This is a genomic window from Acinetobacter sp. Ag2 (assembly GCF_001005515.1).
Taxonomy (GTDB): domain Bacteria; phylum Pseudomonadota; class Gammaproteobacteria; order Pseudomonadales; family Moraxellaceae; genus Acinetobacter; species Acinetobacter bereziniae.
Map to the genome: position 1 here is coordinate 205181 of NZ_LBNA01000059.1, position 16611 is coordinate 221791.

Consider the following 16611-nt stretch of genomic DNA (forward strand, 5'->3'; position numbering starts at 1 on the left):
TTGAGAAAACCTCTATTCTGTTGCATGATGGCATCAAGAATAGAGGTTTTTTCATGCAAGTTTATTTAGTAGGCGGTGCCGTTAGAGATCATTTACTCGGTCATCCCTATCACGAAAAAGATTATGTTGTGGTTGGTGCTACACCAGAACAACTTCTTGCCCAAGGTTATCAACCTGTGGGAAAAGATTTCCCTGTGTTTTTACATCCAGAAACAAAAGAAGAATATGCGCTCGCACGTACTGAACGCAAGTCAGGACATGGGTATCATGGCTTTGAGTTTTTTACTGATCCCGATGTCACTTTAGAAGAAGATTTGATTCGCCGTGATCTCACCATCAATGCCATGGCAATGGATGATGCTGGTCAAGTTTATGACCCTTATCACGGACAAGATGACCTTGAACATAAAGTTTTACGTCATGTTTCTAGTGCTTTTGCAGAAGACCCTTTACGTGTGTTGCGTGTAGCACGTTTTGCTGCTCGTTATGCCCAATATGGTTTCCGTATCGCTGATGAAACCATCAGCTTAATGCGCCTATTGGCTGAGTCTGGTGAGTTACAAGCTTTAACACCAGAACGAGTTTGGAAAGAAACTTCTCGTGCATTATTGGAAGATCATGCTGATGTTTATTTTGAAGTATTACGTGAATGTGGTGCTTTAAAAGTTTTATTCCCTGAAATTGATGCACTGTTTGGTGTACCACAACGACCTGAATATCATCCTGAAATTGACTGTGGTATTCATACCCTGATGTCTCTGCAACAAGCATGTAAAGCCAATTATGCTTTAGATGTGCGCTTTGCTGTACTGGTACATGATCTGGGTAAAGCGCTTACGCCGAAGGATGAGTTGCCACGGCATATCATGCATGAAGAACGTGGTATTCAACCTGTTACGGCGGTGTGTGATCGTTTGCGTGTACCAACTCAAACCAAACAACTTGCTCTTGCTGTATGTAAAGAGCATTTAAAATGCCACCAAGCCTTTACTTTAAAAGCAGGCACATTATGGCGCTTACTACAACGTTTAGACGTATTGCGCCGTCCAGAGCGTGTTGAAGCGTTTGTTCAAGCCTGTGAATGTGATGCAAAAGGTCGTTTGGGTTTAGAAGATCGTGAATACCCTCAAGCCCATTTCCTTTTAGAGGTGATGAAAACTGTACGTAGCATCAAAGCCTCAGACTTACCATCAGAAGTTCAAGGTGCAGATATTGGTGAGATGCTGATTCAAAAACGCATCGAGGCGATTGTGCACGTAAAAGATCAATTAGGTCATCATCATACGGTTTAAGCAAAAAACCTCTCAGAAATTTGAGATGTTTTTGTAAATTCAAAATGTTAGCTAAATGGGTTTGGTGTATTCCATGGCTCATTTCTATAAATAATTTTACCGTCCTCTACACAGAGTATCCATGTGTAAAAAAATTCTTCACCTAAACCTCGACTTTCAAAACTTGCTTGAGGTAATAATGGTACAATTTTCACCAATAATTCAAATAGATAAAGTGAATGAACTGCAAAATCTGCTTTCCCCTCGCTAAAAGCATTCAGTAAATCAAGATACACATCCTCATGAATAGCATCTTCTTTTAAAATTTCAAGAATTTTTTGCTTATGCTCAGAGATATCAATTTCTTCAAAGTTATTATTGGTTATATGTAATTCTGTATAAAAACTCATGACCGTCTCCTTTAATCATTTTACTGATATTTAAATAATCGTAAAATTCTCATTTATCCAAGCTTGTGCTAGTTCTTCTGATTCAAATTCTTTGATAGTAGCTTGATCAGAATCTATATAGATGATCTCAAAATACTTTAAAATATTGTTTCCATAAATAGAGTTTATATGTGAAATTTTATCACTATCCAATGCTGTATGTTTTTCTACATTGATTAGATCAGATATTTCAAAAGATTTTAAGTTTAAATTTTCACAACTATAACTATTCAATTCTTCTTCAAAATCAGGGAATATTTTATGAAAACTTTCCATCCAACTATGAACATTATACGTTTCAATATTTTTAAAACTTGGTAAATCAGGACTACTCGTTCTTACTTTTTTTACAGTCTCAAATGCAAATAATGAGCCTAAATTACAAAATCTAATAACTTGAATATTAAATATATAATCTGGATTTAAGTAATTTCCATCATCATCTTGTATAAAGTATGGTTTCATTTAGTCACTCTTTAATTATTTATTTTATTTAAAATAATATGATTGCATACCCAACTAAAAACTAACTAGGTATGCAAAATTAACTACGACACATCCGCAGGAAATGTAATCACCTTTTCCAGCTTCATTTGGTTCATGACCACCATCAATAGACGATCGATTCCTAAAGCGATCCCTGCACATTCTGACATATTCGGCAAAGCCGTCAATAAATACTCATCGATAGGCATGACATGTAAACCAAGTTTTTCACGCTCAGCATTATCCGCTTGAAAACGACTACGTAAAACTGCTGCATCTATCAATTCATCATAGGCATTGGCAAGCTCAAGTCCCTCGATATAAAGCTCAAAACGTGCAGCAACTAACTCACCATCTTCATCAATTTTAGTTTTCGCCAATGATGCCAATTCTGGTGGGAAATCAGTTAAAAATACAGGTGTATCAAAGCCTAAACTCGGTTCAACCATATGTGAAAATAACAAATCAATATATGCCAAACGGTCATCACCCAAATCCAGATTTAACCCGACTCGGTGGGCTGCATCTTTAAGTTCTGACAAAGTTGCCTTAAGCGGATTTAAATCTAAACGATCAATAAATGCGTGTTTATAACTCAAGACTGTTGGACAAACATCACCAAAACGTTCAGCCAAAACAACATTTAATAGATCTGTCACTTCAAACATCAAGTCTTTTAAACTAAAGTGCGGACGATACCATTCCAACATGGTAAATTCACTGTTGTGCTTGCGACCATGCTCATCATCTCGGAATACTTTGCAAATTTGATAAATTGCCCCACTGCCACTTGCCAATAAACGCTTCATCGCAAATTCAGGAGAAGTCTGCAAATAATGCGTCAGCTTTTTACCTTGTAGATGGCGTTGCGCTTGTATGGAAGCCAAATGAACATCTGTGACACCTGCTTGCGACAAGATAGGTGTTTCAACTTCCAAAACATCCCGTTGCTCAAAAAACTGACGAATTTGCTGATACAATTTTGCACGTGCTTTCAGTGCCCGAAGATCACAAGTCGGTTTAAAGTTAGTCATCATGCTTTTGGACCTCCATGAGCAGACCATTCACGGCGTAAAGGATAGCTTTTACGGAGATAATCAAACGCTTTTTGATCCACCTTTCCATCTTTTAGACAATCGCGCAAATTATCATCATCACGCTGAATATTATAGATTTCAGTCAAATAGTTTTTCAGTGTCTGTTTAATACTATTGCCATAGAAATATTGTTCGCAAGCAGGCAATTGTGATTCAAATTTTTTGTGTGCTGAGTAATCAAATCGTTTGCAAAATGCTTCGTAGATCATCTGTGTCCCTCTCGCCTTGCCCTCTAAACTATAGCCTGCGATATGGGGTGTTACGAGAGTAATTAAATCAAGTAAGCGTTGCGAAATTTCAGGCTCATGTTCAAATACATCGAGCACCACTTGACGTCGTGTTGTTAAAATATCTGCAATCAATGCCGCTTCTTCAATTACTGCACCACGTGCAGAATTAATGAGGATTGTTTCTGGATGCATCATCGCTAATGTTTCAGCGTTGATTAAATGATGTGTTGGATGTTGCCCTGTGTGTGTTAAAGGTACATGTAGGGTCACTGCGTTGGAATTTTTAAGTAATTCTTCAAGTTCAACTTGTCGAATGCTACCATCTTGCACAAAAGGATCATGACCGATCACATTCCAGCCCAATAATTGCGCCATGTAAGCTAAACGTGTTCCCACATTACCTAAACCCACAATGCCTAAAGTAAACTGTTTTCCTGCGTCCAAGAATTCTGGATGAAGATGTAATAAAGCGGTGATGACGTATTCTGCAACAGCTTGTGCATTACATCCTGCTGCATTCGACCATCTAATTTGATGATTTTCTAAAGCTTCAATATCTAAGTGATCTGTACCAATCGTCGCACTTCCTACAAATTTTAATGCAGTATTTGCGATTAACTGTTGATTAACCTTTGTGACCGATCGAATCAATAAAGCATCAGCATCTTTAACATTGTCATGGCTAAGATTGCGCCCTGCTGCTTGATGAATTTCTCCGAATTCTGAAAAGAAATATTCAGTAAATGCTAGATTTTCATCTGCAACAATTTTCATAACACTATCCACACATTAAGCTGTAGCTATGATAAACCTTTGAACCTATTAAAACTATGTAGTTCATAGATCAATTTTCTAAAAAGTACGCCGCTTAAGTCAAACAGCCATATTCAATATCATTATTTAGACTTTTAAGTCTTGTTAGAAACAAATATTATCTAAATAATTAAATCGAATTATTCTGACGACTCATAATTATTAAGAAGCTTAGAAAATAAAAAAACTCAGCCAAGTCCTTTATTTACAAAGCATTGATTGTTAATTTTAAATTTATAATAAAAAATTCATCAAATAGGACTTGTTAATCCAAGCACTTGCACTATAATGCCGTTGAGTTTATTCAATGGAGATCCTAAATGGGAAGTTGTTCGAGGTTCGGGTTTAATTATCTTTTAAATCAAAGCGAATACTGAGCAATATAGCCTATTAGGTCGGCTATCTTGCAATGAGATAGCCTTGAAAAAATTATACTTTAATCCCCCCTATAAAATTTTTACATATCAGCAAAAATTTAATGTGTTGACTACAACCCGTTTAGTTTCTCACCTAAAAATGGGGAGAAGCCGATGTTTTTACATGCTTCCATTCAATGGTATTGTGCAATCAGTGTATTTTTACTCTGTGGGATTATTGTGCTTGCTCAAAAGAGTAAAGCTGATCCTCTTTTAAATACTGACGATGCATCCATTACTGCAGCACACCGCTGCCAATTAGAAAGTGCTTATTCACATAGTACATCAGGTACATGGTCATACCAAGTCACTCCTGCATGTAACTTTTCTGAAAATTTAGAAATTTCAGTAGGATATCATGCATCGAAAGATGTTGATAATGTCCATGGTTTTTCAGCTCAAGCAAAAACTGTATTAAAACCTATGAATCAGTTCTGGGGAATTGCAAGTAGTCTGATGCTGTCACAAGACGAACAGTCTCAGCATTCTTCTGATCTCGATTGGTTTCTCAATCTACCGATGAGTTTTAATTTAACTCCGCGTTTAGAACTTGATACCAACTTGGGTTACCAATATGCGCCTGATCATTCACGTTTAATTCGTTGGGGAATTGCAACGCATTATTCGCTTAACGATCGTTGGGCGTTAAGTGCAGAAACCTATAATCAAGATCGTGATGCACCCTTCTTTCAGACCGCTGTGCACTATCGCCTGATCCCAAATATCATAACACTTGAAGCTACTTTCGGTGATCGTTTCAATGCTTTCCGACAGCGATGGTTTGGACTTGGATTAAGTTACACACCTTAATTACAAGCTTAATTAACCCCTTAATTTTATAAAATATTTTTTAAATCGGCTTTATTTTAACCATAAGGTCAGAGACTTTGCACGCCTAAAAAAAGAGGACTTCGATATGAAACTCTGGCACAAGCTATTTACAACCTTTCTCAAAAGATTTCACCTCATGCGTTTCTTTGGGCGCAGTCAATCTTTTAAAGAATTGCATCAATCCAGTTATGCACAAGAAATCAGCAAAACATTATCTACCAGATTAGTGAAGGCTGCGAAACTTGACTCTGCGCAACTGCTCCACAAATTTAACAGTTCAGAAGCAGGCTTAACCGAACAACAAGCAAATGCCCAACAAAAGGTTATCGGCTTAAATGAAGTCTCCCATGAAAAGCCATTGATGTGGTGGCAACACCTTTGGTATTGCTATCGCAATCCTTTCAATATTTTATTAAGTCTTTTAGCGCTGGTGGCATTTCTTACCGATGATTTGACAGGCACATGTATTATCAGTGTCATGGTGATTCTTTCCACCTTACTTCGCTACTGGCAGGAATCTAAATCCAACCAAGCCGCCGATGCCTTAAAAGCGATGGTGACTAATACCGCAACAGTTTTAAGAGATCAGCTGAGTTATGATGATCTTGTCCTGATGCAACAACGCTATGGAATTGATGTTAAACATCAAAAAAATTCCCAATTTGAAATGCCAATTCAATATCTGGTTCCTGGTGATATTATTCTACTTTCCGCTGGAGACATGATTCCTGCTGATTGCCGCATTCTCTCTGCTAAAGATCTATTTGTCTCGCAAGCAGCCATGACAGGCGAATCGATGCCTGTAGAAAAATTCTCTGTGCAGTCAAATCTAGAGCAAAGCAATGCTTTGGAGCTAGAAAATATTGTATTTATGGGAACCAATGTGGTTTCAGGTTCAGCACATGCAATAGTAGTGAGCACAGGAATACAGACTTATTTTGGTGCTTTGGCTCATCGTGTAACGGCAACAGATCGTGGTACAACCGCTTTTCAAATGGGGGTCAACAAAGTCAGTTGGTTACTGATTCGCTTTATGCTGGTCATGGTACCTGTTGTGCTATTTATCAATGGATTCACTAAAGGCGATTGGACAGAAGCTTTTTTATTCGCACTTTCAGTAGCAGTCGGCTTAACACCTGAAATGTTGCCGATGATTGTCACTTCAACTTTAGCAAAAGGTGCAGTATTTTTATCTAAGAAGAAAGTCATTGTTAAACGTCTGGACGCCATTCAGAACTTTGGCGCAATGGATGTGTTATGTACAGATAAGACAGGAACCTTAACTCAGGACAAAATCTTTCTATCACAACATGTCGATATCCATGGTCAAACCTCACACTATGTTTTAATGCAGGCATTTTTAAACAGTTATTATCAAACTGGTTTGAAAAATCTACTTGATGTTGCTGTATTAGACGCCGTTGACCCAGAGATCAAAACACAAAAGTTACGTTATAAAAAAATAGATGAAGTACCTTTTGATTTTGATCGTCGACGCATGTCAGTGGTAGTCAAAACCCCTCAAGACAAAGTCCGCATGATCACCAAAGGTGCAGTTGAGGAAATGCTCAAAGTTTGCCGTTATGTTGAAATTGATGGCAAAGTAGAAGCTTTAACCGTACAAAAGCAAACGGCTATCGAAACACTGACTCAACGTTATAACCAAGATGGTTTGCGTGTCGTAGCTGTGGCTTATCGTGAATTTTCAATTGACCAAGAAAATTTTTCTGTTGCCGATGAAAGTGATTTGATTTTAATTGGTTATGTTGCCTTTTTAGATCCGCCGAAAGAATCAGCCACGGCTGCTGTAAAAAGCCTGCATGCGCATGGTGTCACTGTCAAAGTACTGACTGGAGATAATGAATTTGTCACACAGAAAGTATGTCGTGAAATTGGTATTCAATGTGAACGCATCTTACTTGGTGGAATTATTGAAACACTGTCAGATAAACAATTGAAAGAAGCCGTTGAGCACTATGATATCTTCGCAAAACTTAGTCCTGTTCATAAAGAACGTATTGTTGAACAACTCAAAGCCAATGGGCATGTGGTTGGCTTCTTGGGTGATGGAATCAACGATGCGGCAGCAATTCGTGCTGCCGATATTGGGATTTCGGTTGATACAGCCGTGGATATTGCCAAAGAATCCGCAGATTTAATTCTGCTTGAAAAAAGCTTAATGGTCTTGGAAAACGGCGTGATTGAAGGTCGTAGAACTTTTGCCAATATGCTGAAGTATATCAAAATGACCGCAAGCTCCAATTTTGGTAATGTATTTTCAGTATTGGTTGCCAGTGCCTTTATTCCTTTCTTACCAATGTTGCCGATTCACCTATTGATTCAAAATCTACTTTACGATATTTCTCAGATCGCTATTCCATTTGACCATGTGGATGAAGAATTAATTGCTCAACCACAACGTTGGCAGCCGGGTGAAGTTGGTCGTTTTATGATTGTGTTTGGACCAATCAGCTCAATTTTTGATATTTTAACCTTTGCCTTAATGTGGTTTGTTTTTTCAGCAAATACGCCAGCACAACAAACCTTATTCCAATCAGGCTGGTTCGTGGTGGGACTACTCACTCAAACACTGATCGTACATATGATTCGCACAGCCAAAGTACCATTCTTTCAAAGCCGTGCCGCAACGCCGTTATTGGTCATGACCGCAATCATTATGTGTATTGGTATATTCTTACCTATGGGACCATTGGCGAGTTATTTAAAACTGGAAGCATTACCGCTGAGTTATTTCTTCTACTTACCATTTATTTTAATTGCCTATATGTGTCTGACACAGTGGGTTAAAACAATGTACATCCGCCGTTATGGTTGGCAATAAAAACCAGCGTCATTGAAACTAACAAGCCTTTCCCTTATTCAAGAGAAAGGCTTTCGTTTTTTTATTCAATGGTCGTACTAGTACTTACTTACATGAACCGCTTTGACTAAAATAATCGGTTCATACCATTCAAGGTCGCAACACGATAAGCTTCCGCCATGGTCGGATAGTTGAAGGTGGTTTCAACAAAATACTTAATGGTGTTGTTACCGCTTTGCATCACAGCTTGCCCAATATGAATAATTTCAGCGGCATTGTTACCGAAACAATGGACACCTAACAATTCCAAGGTATCACGATGGAATAAAATTTTAAGTTCACCCACTGTGTCACCCGTAATTTGCGCACGAGCCAAATGACGGAAAGATGCTTGACCCACTTCATATGGAATTTTTTCCTCAGTCAACTGACTTTCAGTTTTACCAAAGAAAGAAATTTCTGGAATCGTGTAGATTCCTGTTGGGATATCTTTTACAGGCTTGACATCTTTTTCACCAGCCATGTTCGATCCTGCGCAACGACCTTGGTCATATGCAGCCGAAGCAAGCGATGGCCAACCTACCACATCACCCGCAGCATACACATTTTCAACTTCTGTTTGATATTGATCGTTGACTGCAAGTTGACCGCGACTGTTTGGCGTAAGACCGACATTTTCAAGTCCCATGCCATCCGTATTTCCTGAACGACCATTACACCAAAGAATGGCATCTGCTTTAATCTTCTTACCACTTTGTAAATAAAGCACAACATGATCATCAAAAGTCTCTAAATGATCAATTTGTTCATTATGGCGAATCAACACCCCTTGTTCACGTAAGTGATATGACAATGCATCTGCAATTTCGTCATCTAAATAGCTTAAGAGTTGATGTTGAGTATTAATCAAATCAACTTTATGGTCCAAGCCAATGAAAATAGACGCATATTCACAGCCGATAACACCTGCACCATAGATAATAATCTTATGAATAGTGAAATCGAGATCTAAAATTTTATCCGAATCAAATACACGTGGGTGATTAAAGTCTAAACCTTGTGGATGATACGGTCGGCTACCAGTCGCAACAACGAGTTGTTTGAAGCCCAAAGTTTCTTTGATGCCATCTTCACTAAAAATAATGACGGTATTTTTATCTTGGATATATGCACGACCATGAAAAACATCAATATTATTACGGTCATAAAAACGTGAATGTGTATCAACTTGCTGTTGAATCACTTTATGTGCATTACGCAATACTTGTTTCATGGTGAATTGTTTCCAATCCCCCACTTTTTTAAACATTGGATCACGTTGGTAACGGATAATACTTGAAACTGTTTGACGCAAAGCTTTACTTGGAATAGTACCGACATGCGTGCAGTTACCACCCAGTTGCTCACGAATATCTACAATTGCAACACGCTTACCCGATTTAGCAAGCTTCATTGCCGCGCCTTCACCAGCAGGACCAGAGCCAAGTACGACTGCATCGTATTTCACAAAATTCCCACTAACGACTTCTTTCTTACGTGGCATTCAAAGCTCCTTATAGTAAATTCAGTCTATATCTTTTCTCATGCGATATTATGAACTAAACCGAAACAATTTTCTGTATTTCACATGCATATATTCTGTGATAACGACATTTAGTATATGAATAGTGTTTTTGCCCTATCGTTTTGCATTTCCGCTATAATGGTTTATCTCCCCCGTAGAAAACAGTGGAAAAGTTGAATATGTCAGAGAACCGTAAACCAGAACAGGGTGTCAAATTACGTGGCGCGGAAAAAGTTGCTCGTATACCTGTAAAAGTTATTCCCACGGTTGAAGCACCACGAAAGCCGGATTGGATTCGTGTGAAAATGGCTGCGCCTGATGAAGTTCAACGTATCAAAACCACATTACGTGCGCAAAAATTACATACGGTCTGTGAAGAAGCTGCTTGTCCAAACCTTCCTGAGTGTTTTGGTGGTGGTACTGCAACCTTTATGATTATGGGTGATATCTGTACCCGTCGTTGCCCTTTCTGTGATGTTGCACATGGTCGACCAAATGCGCTTGACCCAGATGAACCACGTCACATGGCTGAAACGATTGCAAACTTAGGTTTGAAATATGCTGTGATCACTTCAGTAGACCGTGATGATCTATTGGATGGTGGAGCTCAGCATTTTGTAGACTGTATTAAAGAAGCTCGTGCGCTTAGTCCAAAAACTTTACTGGAAATTTTAGTGCCTGACTTCCGTGGTCGTATGGACATTGCATTGCGTATCATGACTGAATGTCCGCCTGACGTGTTTAACCACAACATTGAAACAGTACCTCGTTTATATAAGGCGATGCGTCCAGGTTCAGATTATCAGCACTCTTTAAATCTATTGAAAATGTTTAAAGAATACTGTCCTGATGTCCCTACCAAATGTGGTCTAATGGTTGGTATTGGTGAAACTGAAGACGAAGTGATTGCATTGTTAGATGACTTGCATGCTCATGGTGTTGACTATGTCACTATTGGACAATATTTACAGCCATCAAAAGAACATGCTCCTATTGATCGTTTTGTAACGCCAGAAGAGTTTGAACGTTATACTGCGCATGGACAAAAACTAGGTTTTAGAAATATTTGGGCAGCACCGATGGTTCGCTCAAGTTATTTTGCTGATCGTCAATATTATGGAGAGCCTGTTCCACAAGTTCGTCGTAAAGTAGATCCTGCTAAGAAAATTGCAGTCCAAGCGATCGAAGCTTAAAACTGATTCAAGCATATACCAAAAAGCACGCTCTAAAGCGTGCTTTTTTAGTATCAGCAGTTGTTAACGGCACTTTCCAATTGTTTTACCTTCGATACTGCTCATATTGCTTTGTAATTTTGTTAATGTTGAACAATGTAAATTTCCCGAAACCATCGACTTATTTAAGCTCAATGTCGTTGAGACTTGAGATGCAGCCACATCCCCCTCTACTGAAGAGTTGACTAACTTCAATACTTTGGCGGAATTGGCTTGGACACTACCACTCACCGAAGAATTGTTGAGAATCAAACTGGCTCCATTTTGTACATTAACATTACCATCGACAGAACTACTATTTAAGGTACAAGTTGCACCTGCGGGTACTGTTAAATTCGACACCGCATTATTGTTGATTGCACCTGTGCAATTTGCTGCAAATCCAAGTTGCGCAGCCGTTAAACCACATGAAATGATGATGGTATTTAGGAAAAGTTTTTTCATTGATACAACCCTTTGAATTATTCATTTTAAATTTAAAAATTAAATTTATTATTTATCGATCTTAAAATATGTCGTTTAGGGGTTGAATGACAAATATGTTGTCATTTATTAATCAAAAGTAAGCAAAAATACTTATTTGTTTTTATTTGAATTGTGCTTACATGTTTATGAATAAGACTGAATTGCCACCAAGACAAAATCAGTTAAAATTTGAAATCAATAAAATAACTTATTCTACTTCCTGTTTAAGTTGATCCAAATTTTGCTTAAGCTCTTTTACGTAGTCTGCATAATCCAGCATTAAACCTTTACCTCTTAAGTCATCAGGTAATCCTTGAGTACAGTACCAATTGTCTTTCCATGTATGATTCTGAGGAAAATGCAAACTTCCTAGCTCTTTTTGAACTTGTACTTTGAGATAAGTCACCAACTCCTGCGCTTTTTCCGTTCCCATCTGCTGACTGAGAAATTTAAATAAAAGTTGTTGTAACTCATTTTGATAGCGCCCATGTTTTTGATTCCATTCATCATACATATTCTGCAACTCTTTTCTGGTCGAGGGATCGAATTGCTCACAAGACTCGAGCACATTTGAAATGAGTGCTGGTACATCCAAATATGCTGTATATAAAAACTGTAGTTTTCCGGTATTATCTGCTCGTGTAACTGATGCTGTGAATAAAAGGCTACAACACAGCACGATACGTAAAATATACATTTGAAATTGTCCCATTTTGTATTTCCTTGTTTTCTGATTTAATCAAATATTGCAAACAACTTTTTATTTTTCCAACTCGTTGCCGCAATATAAATTTAAAAATTTACTGTAAAATTTAATTAATATATTATTTTTATAAAACTAAACAATAAAATTTAAATATATCATCGAAAATTCAAAAAAGCGAATTGCTCATTCTTTTTACTATACAAAATCAAATCTAAATGATGCCAAGTAATGATTAGACACAGGAGAAAATTTGCTTTGTATTGAGAAAATATCGTACTTTGCCTTGAATCAGCAAATCAAATGAATAAAAGAACAGTTTTAAATAAATGAAAAAACTTCAACTAAATCATTGTTTAATAAATGATATAAAAGAAAGTAAGTAAAATAAATTTGAACAGTTAATATAATCTTACATTTTTTTAGCGGCACAATTGTACATTGACTTTAACATAGAGATTTTAATCTAAGCTAAACATGATGATGAAAAAACTCACCTTATTAATGTTCGCCACTTTTTTTTCTGGGCTTTGTTTTGCTCAAAATCCATTGAGTGTGCATGTTCTAAATCTTGAAAGTGGTCTACCATCAAGCAATGTTAAAGTCATTCTTGAAGCGCAGCAAAAAGATAAATGGATAAAAATTAATGAAGGCACTACTGACAGTAATGGAAGAATTTTAGCCTTATACCCTGAAAATAAAGTGCTCGACAAAGGTGTCTATAAAGTTACTTTTGAAACAGGTGAATGGTTTAAACAAAAGAACCAACGAAGCTTTTTTCCTGAAGTCCCTGTGGTTTTTGTAATCGATGGTACGCTTGAGCATTATCATATTCCGTTACTCATCAGCCCATATGGTTATTCGACTTATCGTGGTAATTAAACTTAAATAATCAACCCTAGTTTAAATTCCGCCCTAAAAAAACCGATGTATCAAACATCGGTTTTCAGTTCAAGCCAATTTAAACCTTGAGCCATTTTTCTGCTTTGTCTTGATCTAAAACAGTCAATTCAACGGTAGTTAAATCAATTTCCCCACCTTGAAGCTCGAACTGCATAAATTCATCTCGGCGGAAGGCATACACGGTAAATCTATCTTGTTGTTTGGAATATTGGGATAAAAGTTTTTCTGAGGCTTTTAACCCATCAATCGCAACTATCACATCATTGGCTGAAAGTCCTGCAATCGCACCGGTACCTTCACGTCTCGCCTGTTGAATAAGCACCCCTTCAGGTTTATCCACCAATTTCAGTCCAAATGGCAATGCCTTTTCATTTTTTAAACGATAACTCAAACCAAATTCAGGGAACAATTGATCCAGTGGCAATTCATCAGTGGTATTGATCAAATGATTAATTTGTTCAATCCAATTGCTGCCTGTCAATTCATTACATAATTCAACAATTGTGCGCTCATTGACTTGAATACCTTTTTGAGTATTTTCATACAAACGGCGCATCAAAGCATCTAGACTAGAGCCACGTAAACGTAATCCCAAATCCAAACTTAGTGCTACTAAACAGCCTTTGTTATAGTAACTGGTTCCAGCATTGTTTGAGTTTTCATCTTGACGATAAAATTTAATCCAAGCATCAAAACTTGATTCAGAAACAGACTGAATAAAACGTCCCGGATTTTGCAAATAACGATCAATTTGTCCTTTCAGCAAACTCAAATATGACGCTTGAGAAATCACACCGCTGCGGTACAAAATCAAATCATCATAATATGAAGTGAAACCTTCGAAAATCCACAACAATGAAGTGTAACCTTCCTGATCTAAATCATAATTGGCAAAGTTTTCTGGTCGAATAAATTTAACTAACCATGAGTGAAAATACTCATGACTGCAAAGCCCCAAGAATCGTTGATAATCTGTCGATGGTTCCTCAGGCTCGTTCAACTTTGGCAAGTCACTACGTGGAGTAATCAGACTCGTGCTATTTGGGTGTTCTAACCCGCCATAGCTATTGCCCGTTGCCATTGTCATGAACGTATAGTCTTCGAAAGGTGCTGAACCAAACATGCTAATTTCTGTACTACAGATTTTTTCAAGATCTTGCTTCATACGCTCAGCATTCATTGCATGTTGACCAGAAACCACAAACTCATGTGGAATTCCATTCGCCTCGAAGCTAAATCTTGTTTGTTCTGCCAACTCAAATGGTGCATCGATCAGTTGAGCATAATGATCGGCTTTTAAGGTAAAACGACCTTTCACCAAACTCTTCGATACTAAACCCGTCGCAAGTTGAAAATGCTTTAACTCCTCGGGTAAAAACACTTCAACTTCAATCGCAGAATCTTGTTGATCTTGAAGCCCTAAACATACACAAGCTGGATTCACATACAAACGGCTTTGATCAGCATATGCACCTCGCACTGAAAGATCATAGGCATAAACATCGTACTCAACCGTAATCAGTTCATGATCTGTGTTATATAAACGCCATTTATTTTTTTCAAATTTATTTATTTTAAGTTGACGACCAGCTTCATCATAAGCTTTAACCGATTCGATATGCTTTGAAAATTCGCGAATTAAATAACTTCCTGGAATCCATGTCGGCAGTGACAACACTTGAGTTGGATTCGCAAGAAAGCGCAATGTGACATGGATGAGGTGTTGACGATAATCGTCAAATTCAATCTGATAATGCAACATAAATATATATTCGAAAATAGACAGTGAGAAATTACCAATTAGATTAGCATTTTTTTACAAAGTCGGGCGATTTTAGTCGAAATTGTCTGCAATTCTTACTAGCGTAGAATGCAAAAAAGGCATAGCATTCGCACAGTTTGTCTACTCTTGCCATTGGATTGGCTTAAAGGTAAATCTGTTGAAAATTCTTGCTTCTTTTATTGCAATAACGGGCTTGGTTTGTTCCACGTTTGTTAATGCCGCTCTCTTAAATATTAACCCGCAATCTGTTGAAGCTGAAGCTTGGACAATATTAGATACGCAATCAGGTCAGACCATTGCGGAATATAATAGTCATGTTCAGCGTGCACCTGCATCCATGACCAAGATGATGGTGGCATATATTGCCTTAAAAGAAATAAAAGCAGGTCATCTTAAAAAAGAAGAGATTATTACCGCGACACCTGTGGTTCAAGTCGTACAGTGGGATGAATCTCAGATGTACCTGAAACAAGGTGAGCAGATCTCGATTGATCAACTTCTTGCTGGATTGATTGTCATGTCTGCCAATGATGCAGCAGTGACTTTGGCAGAGCGCATCTCTGGTAGCGTACCCGCATTTGTTGCGCGTATGAACCTAGAAGCACAAGCTTTGGGAATGAAAGATACTCATTTTGCCAATCCACCAGGGATCACCATGCCAGATCATTTTTCTTCTGCGCATGACATGGCGATCTTGGGTCAAGCTGTAACCTCACAAACTCCTGAATATATGCATTATTCAGTCATGCCAAGTTTCAGTTATAACCAACATTTTCATCATGCAACCAATCTTGTTTTAAAAACAGACCCAAGTGTTGATGGTTTAAAAACAGGTTTTACCAAAGCTGCTGGTTATAATTTGGCTTTAACAGCACACCGCCCTTCTGCTATTGCTGAGTCTCCTGACCGTCGTTTAATTGTTGTGGTCATGGGTGCTAAAAGTGCCGTTAAACGTGCTGAAATTGCCCATAAGCTGTTAAATTTGGGCTATGCCTATACACGAGACGAAGTAGCAATCAAAGACAAACAATTAATTGCTGAACTCCCTGTGGTCAAATCCACATTAAAAATGTTTAAAGTTGAGGCAAGAAAGCCTCAGTTGGTTACCACCTCACTTTATAACGATGTAAATCCAATTGATCTAAACACCTTTGATGTAGTCAATAGCCGTGTCATGAAAACTGATAGCAATGGATTATTAACAGCTGTAGAACCTTTGACAACAACACAAACGCGTTTAAATGTTCAACTCAATGAAACATCATTGACCGCACCTTTAGAAAAAATCATGCATTTGGCTAAAGTGAATGTTTATCAAGACAATCAACTTATCCAAAGCTTCGACATTGAAGATGAGGTTCATATTGAACAAGCCTCTTGGTTCGAACGTTTAATGGAGTGGATCAAGTCAATTTTTGGGATTTAATAAAACCAACCAATTCACTTAGATTTATTGTAATTATGTAACCTGTAATACAAAAAAAACCTAAATAATTAAATAGGATGGCATATTTAAGCCATCCTTTTTTATAACAACTATTTAGGTT

14 protein-coding genes are annotated in these 16611 nt (G+C 37.7%); 6 read left to right on the forward strand and 8 right to left on the reverse strand.

The window, feature by feature from the left end:
• The first annotated feature begins 53 nt into the window (after nt 1–53).
• Complete coding sequence (locus AAV97_RS20150; protein ID WP_004829214.1) at nt 54–1292, forward strand: multifunctional CCA addition/repair protein; 1239 nt, start codon at nt 54–56, stop codon at nt 1290–1292.
• 47 nt (nt 1293–1339) lie between these two features.
• Here AAV97_RS20150 and AAV97_RS20155 read toward each other — a convergent pair whose 3' ends face one another.
• From AAV97_RS20155 to AAV97_RS20170, 4 genes are all read right to left on the reverse strand, one after another.
• On the reverse strand, nt 1340–1681 hold the full coding sequence (locus AAV97_RS20155; protein ID WP_005032744.1) for a hypothetical protein: 342 nt from the start codon (nt 1679–1681) through the stop codon (nt 1340–1342).
• A 30-nt stretch (nt 1682–1711) separates the two neighbouring features.
• Complete coding sequence (locus tag AAV97_RS20160) at nt 1712–2185, reverse strand: hypothetical protein (RefSeq protein ID WP_005032747.1); 474 nt, start codon at nt 2183–2185, stop codon at nt 1712–1714.
• An 83-nt stretch (nt 2186–2268) separates the two neighbouring features.
• Nucleotides 2269–3243: an EF-P lysine aminoacylase EpmA gene (epmA, locus tag AAV97_RS20165; RefSeq protein ID WP_046761553.1), complete on the reverse strand. Its 975-nt coding sequence runs from the start codon at nt 3241–3243 to the stop codon at nt 2269–2271.
• Complete coding sequence (locus tag AAV97_RS20170) at nt 3240–4307, reverse strand: 4-phosphoerythronate dehydrogenase (RefSeq protein WP_046761554.1); 1068 nt, start codon at nt 4305–4307, stop codon at nt 3240–3242. The genes epmA and AAV97_RS20170 overlap by 4 nt, the downstream gene beginning before the upstream one ends.
• A 569-nt stretch (nt 4308–4876) precedes the next feature.
• Between AAV97_RS20170 and AAV97_RS20175 the strand changes: the two genes are divergently transcribed.
• A complete protein-coding gene (locus AAV97_RS20175; RefSeq protein ID WP_042087654.1) occupies nt 4877–5572 on the forward strand; it encodes a hypothetical protein in 696 nt (231 codons plus the stop codon).
• 106 nt (nt 5573–5678) lie between these two features.
• Nucleotides 5679–8435: a magnesium-translocating P-type ATPase gene (mgtA, locus tag AAV97_RS20180; protein ID WP_046761555.1), complete on the forward strand. Its 2757-nt coding sequence runs from the start codon at nt 5679–5681 to the stop codon at nt 8433–8435.
• Between the two features lie 106 nt (nt 8436–8541).
• On the opposite strand, the gene sthA is transcribed toward mgtA, so the two are convergent.
• On the reverse strand, nt 8542–9957 hold the full coding sequence (sthA, locus tag AAV97_RS20185) for a Si-specific NAD(P)(+) transhydrogenase (RefSeq protein ID WP_004829228.1): 1416 nt from the start codon (nt 9955–9957) through the stop codon (nt 8542–8544).
• A 200-nt stretch (nt 9958–10157) separates the two neighbouring features.
• Here sthA and lipA point away from each other — a divergent pair, with 200 nt between their 5' ends.
• Nucleotides 10158–11171 (forward strand): lipoyl synthase, encoded by a 1014-nt coding sequence (lipA, locus tag AAV97_RS20190; protein WP_004829230.1) that lies wholly within the window; start codon nt 10158–10160, stop codon nt 11169–11171.
• A 63-nt stretch (nt 11172–11234) separates the two neighbouring features.
• Here lipA and AAV97_RS20195 read toward each other — a convergent pair whose 3' ends face one another.
• Nucleotides 11235–11654: a hypothetical protein gene (locus AAV97_RS20195; RefSeq protein WP_004829233.1), complete on the reverse strand. Its 420-nt coding sequence runs from the start codon at nt 11652–11654 to the stop codon at nt 11235–11237.
• A 229-nt stretch (nt 11655–11883) separates the two neighbouring features.
• The gene (locus AAV97_RS20200) at nt 11884–12387 is read right to left on the reverse strand and encodes a hypothetical protein (RefSeq protein ID WP_009584204.1); all 504 of its coding nucleotides are present in this window, start codon (nt 12385–12387) and stop codon (nt 11884–11886) included.
• A gap of 471 nt (nt 12388–12858) precedes the next feature.
• Between AAV97_RS20200 and uraH the strand changes: the two genes are divergently transcribed.
• The gene (gene uraH, locus AAV97_RS20205) at nt 12859–13260 is read left to right on the forward strand and encodes a hydroxyisourate hydrolase (RefSeq protein ID WP_171249401.1); all 402 of its coding nucleotides are present in this window, start codon (nt 12859–12861) and stop codon (nt 13258–13260) included.
• 79 nt (nt 13261–13339) lie between these two features.
• Here uraH and AAV97_RS20210 read toward each other — a convergent pair whose 3' ends face one another.
• Nucleotides 13340–15043 carry a M61 family metallopeptidase gene (locus tag AAV97_RS20210; RefSeq protein WP_046761556.1) on the reverse strand — a complete coding sequence of 568 codons (1704 nt, stop codon included), beginning with the start codon at nt 15041–15043 and terminating at the stop codon, nt 13340–13342.
• A 178-nt stretch (nt 15044–15221) separates the two neighbouring features.
• On the opposite strand from AAV97_RS20210, the gene AAV97_RS20215 reads away from it, so the two are divergent.
• A complete protein-coding gene (locus AAV97_RS20215; protein ID WP_046761557.1) occupies nt 15222–16490 on the forward strand; it encodes a D-alanyl-D-alanine carboxypeptidase PBP6B in 1269 nt (422 codons plus the stop codon).
• Nucleotides 16491–16611 lie beyond the last annotated feature (121 nt).

Bases quoted from the DNA above. Each gene is read 5' to 3' on its own strand.
- AAV97_RS20150 (WP_004829214.1), top strand. From the start codon at position 54: ATGCAAGTTTATTTAGTAGGCGGTGCCGTTAGAGATCATTTACTCGGT.
- AAV97_RS20155 (WP_005032744.1), bottom strand. From the start codon at position 1,681: ATGAGTTTTTATACAGAATTACATATAACCAATAATAACTTTGAAGAA.
- AAV97_RS20160 (WP_005032747.1), bottom strand. From the start codon at position 2,185: ATGAAACCATACTTTATACAAGATGATGATGGAAATTACTTAAATCCA.
- epmA (WP_046761553.1), bottom strand. From the start codon at position 3,243: ATGATGACTAACTTTAAACCGACTTGTGATCTTCGGGCACTGAAAGCA.
- AAV97_RS20170 (WP_046761554.1), bottom strand. From the start codon at position 4,307: ATGAAAATTGTTGCAGATGAAAATCTAGCATTTACTGAATATTTCTTT.
- AAV97_RS20175 (WP_042087654.1), top strand. From the start codon at position 4,877: ATGTTTTTACATGCTTCCATTCAATGGTATTGTGCAATCAGTGTATTT.
- mgtA (WP_046761555.1), top strand. From the start codon at position 5,679: ATGAAACTCTGGCACAAGCTATTTACAACCTTTCTCAAAAGATTTCAC.
- sthA (WP_004829228.1), bottom strand. From the start codon at position 9,957: ATGCCACGTAAGAAAGAAGTCGTTAGTGGGAATTTTGTGAAATACGAT.
- lipA (WP_004829230.1), top strand. From the start codon at position 10,158: ATGTCAGAGAACCGTAAACCAGAACAGGGTGTCAAATTACGTGGCGCG.
- AAV97_RS20195 (WP_004829233.1), bottom strand. From the start codon at position 11,654: ATGAAAAAACTTTTCCTAAATACCATCATCATTTCATGTGGTTTAACG.
- AAV97_RS20200 (WP_009584204.1), bottom strand. From the start codon at position 12,387: ATGGGACAATTTCAAATGTATATTTTACGTATCGTGCTGTGTTGTAGC.
- uraH (WP_171249401.1), top strand. From the start codon at position 12,859: ATGATGAAAAAACTCACCTTATTAATGTTCGCCACTTTTTTTTCTGGG.
- AAV97_RS20210 (WP_046761556.1), bottom strand. From the start codon at position 15,043: ATGTTGCATTATCAGATTGAATTTGACGATTATCGTCAACACCTCATC.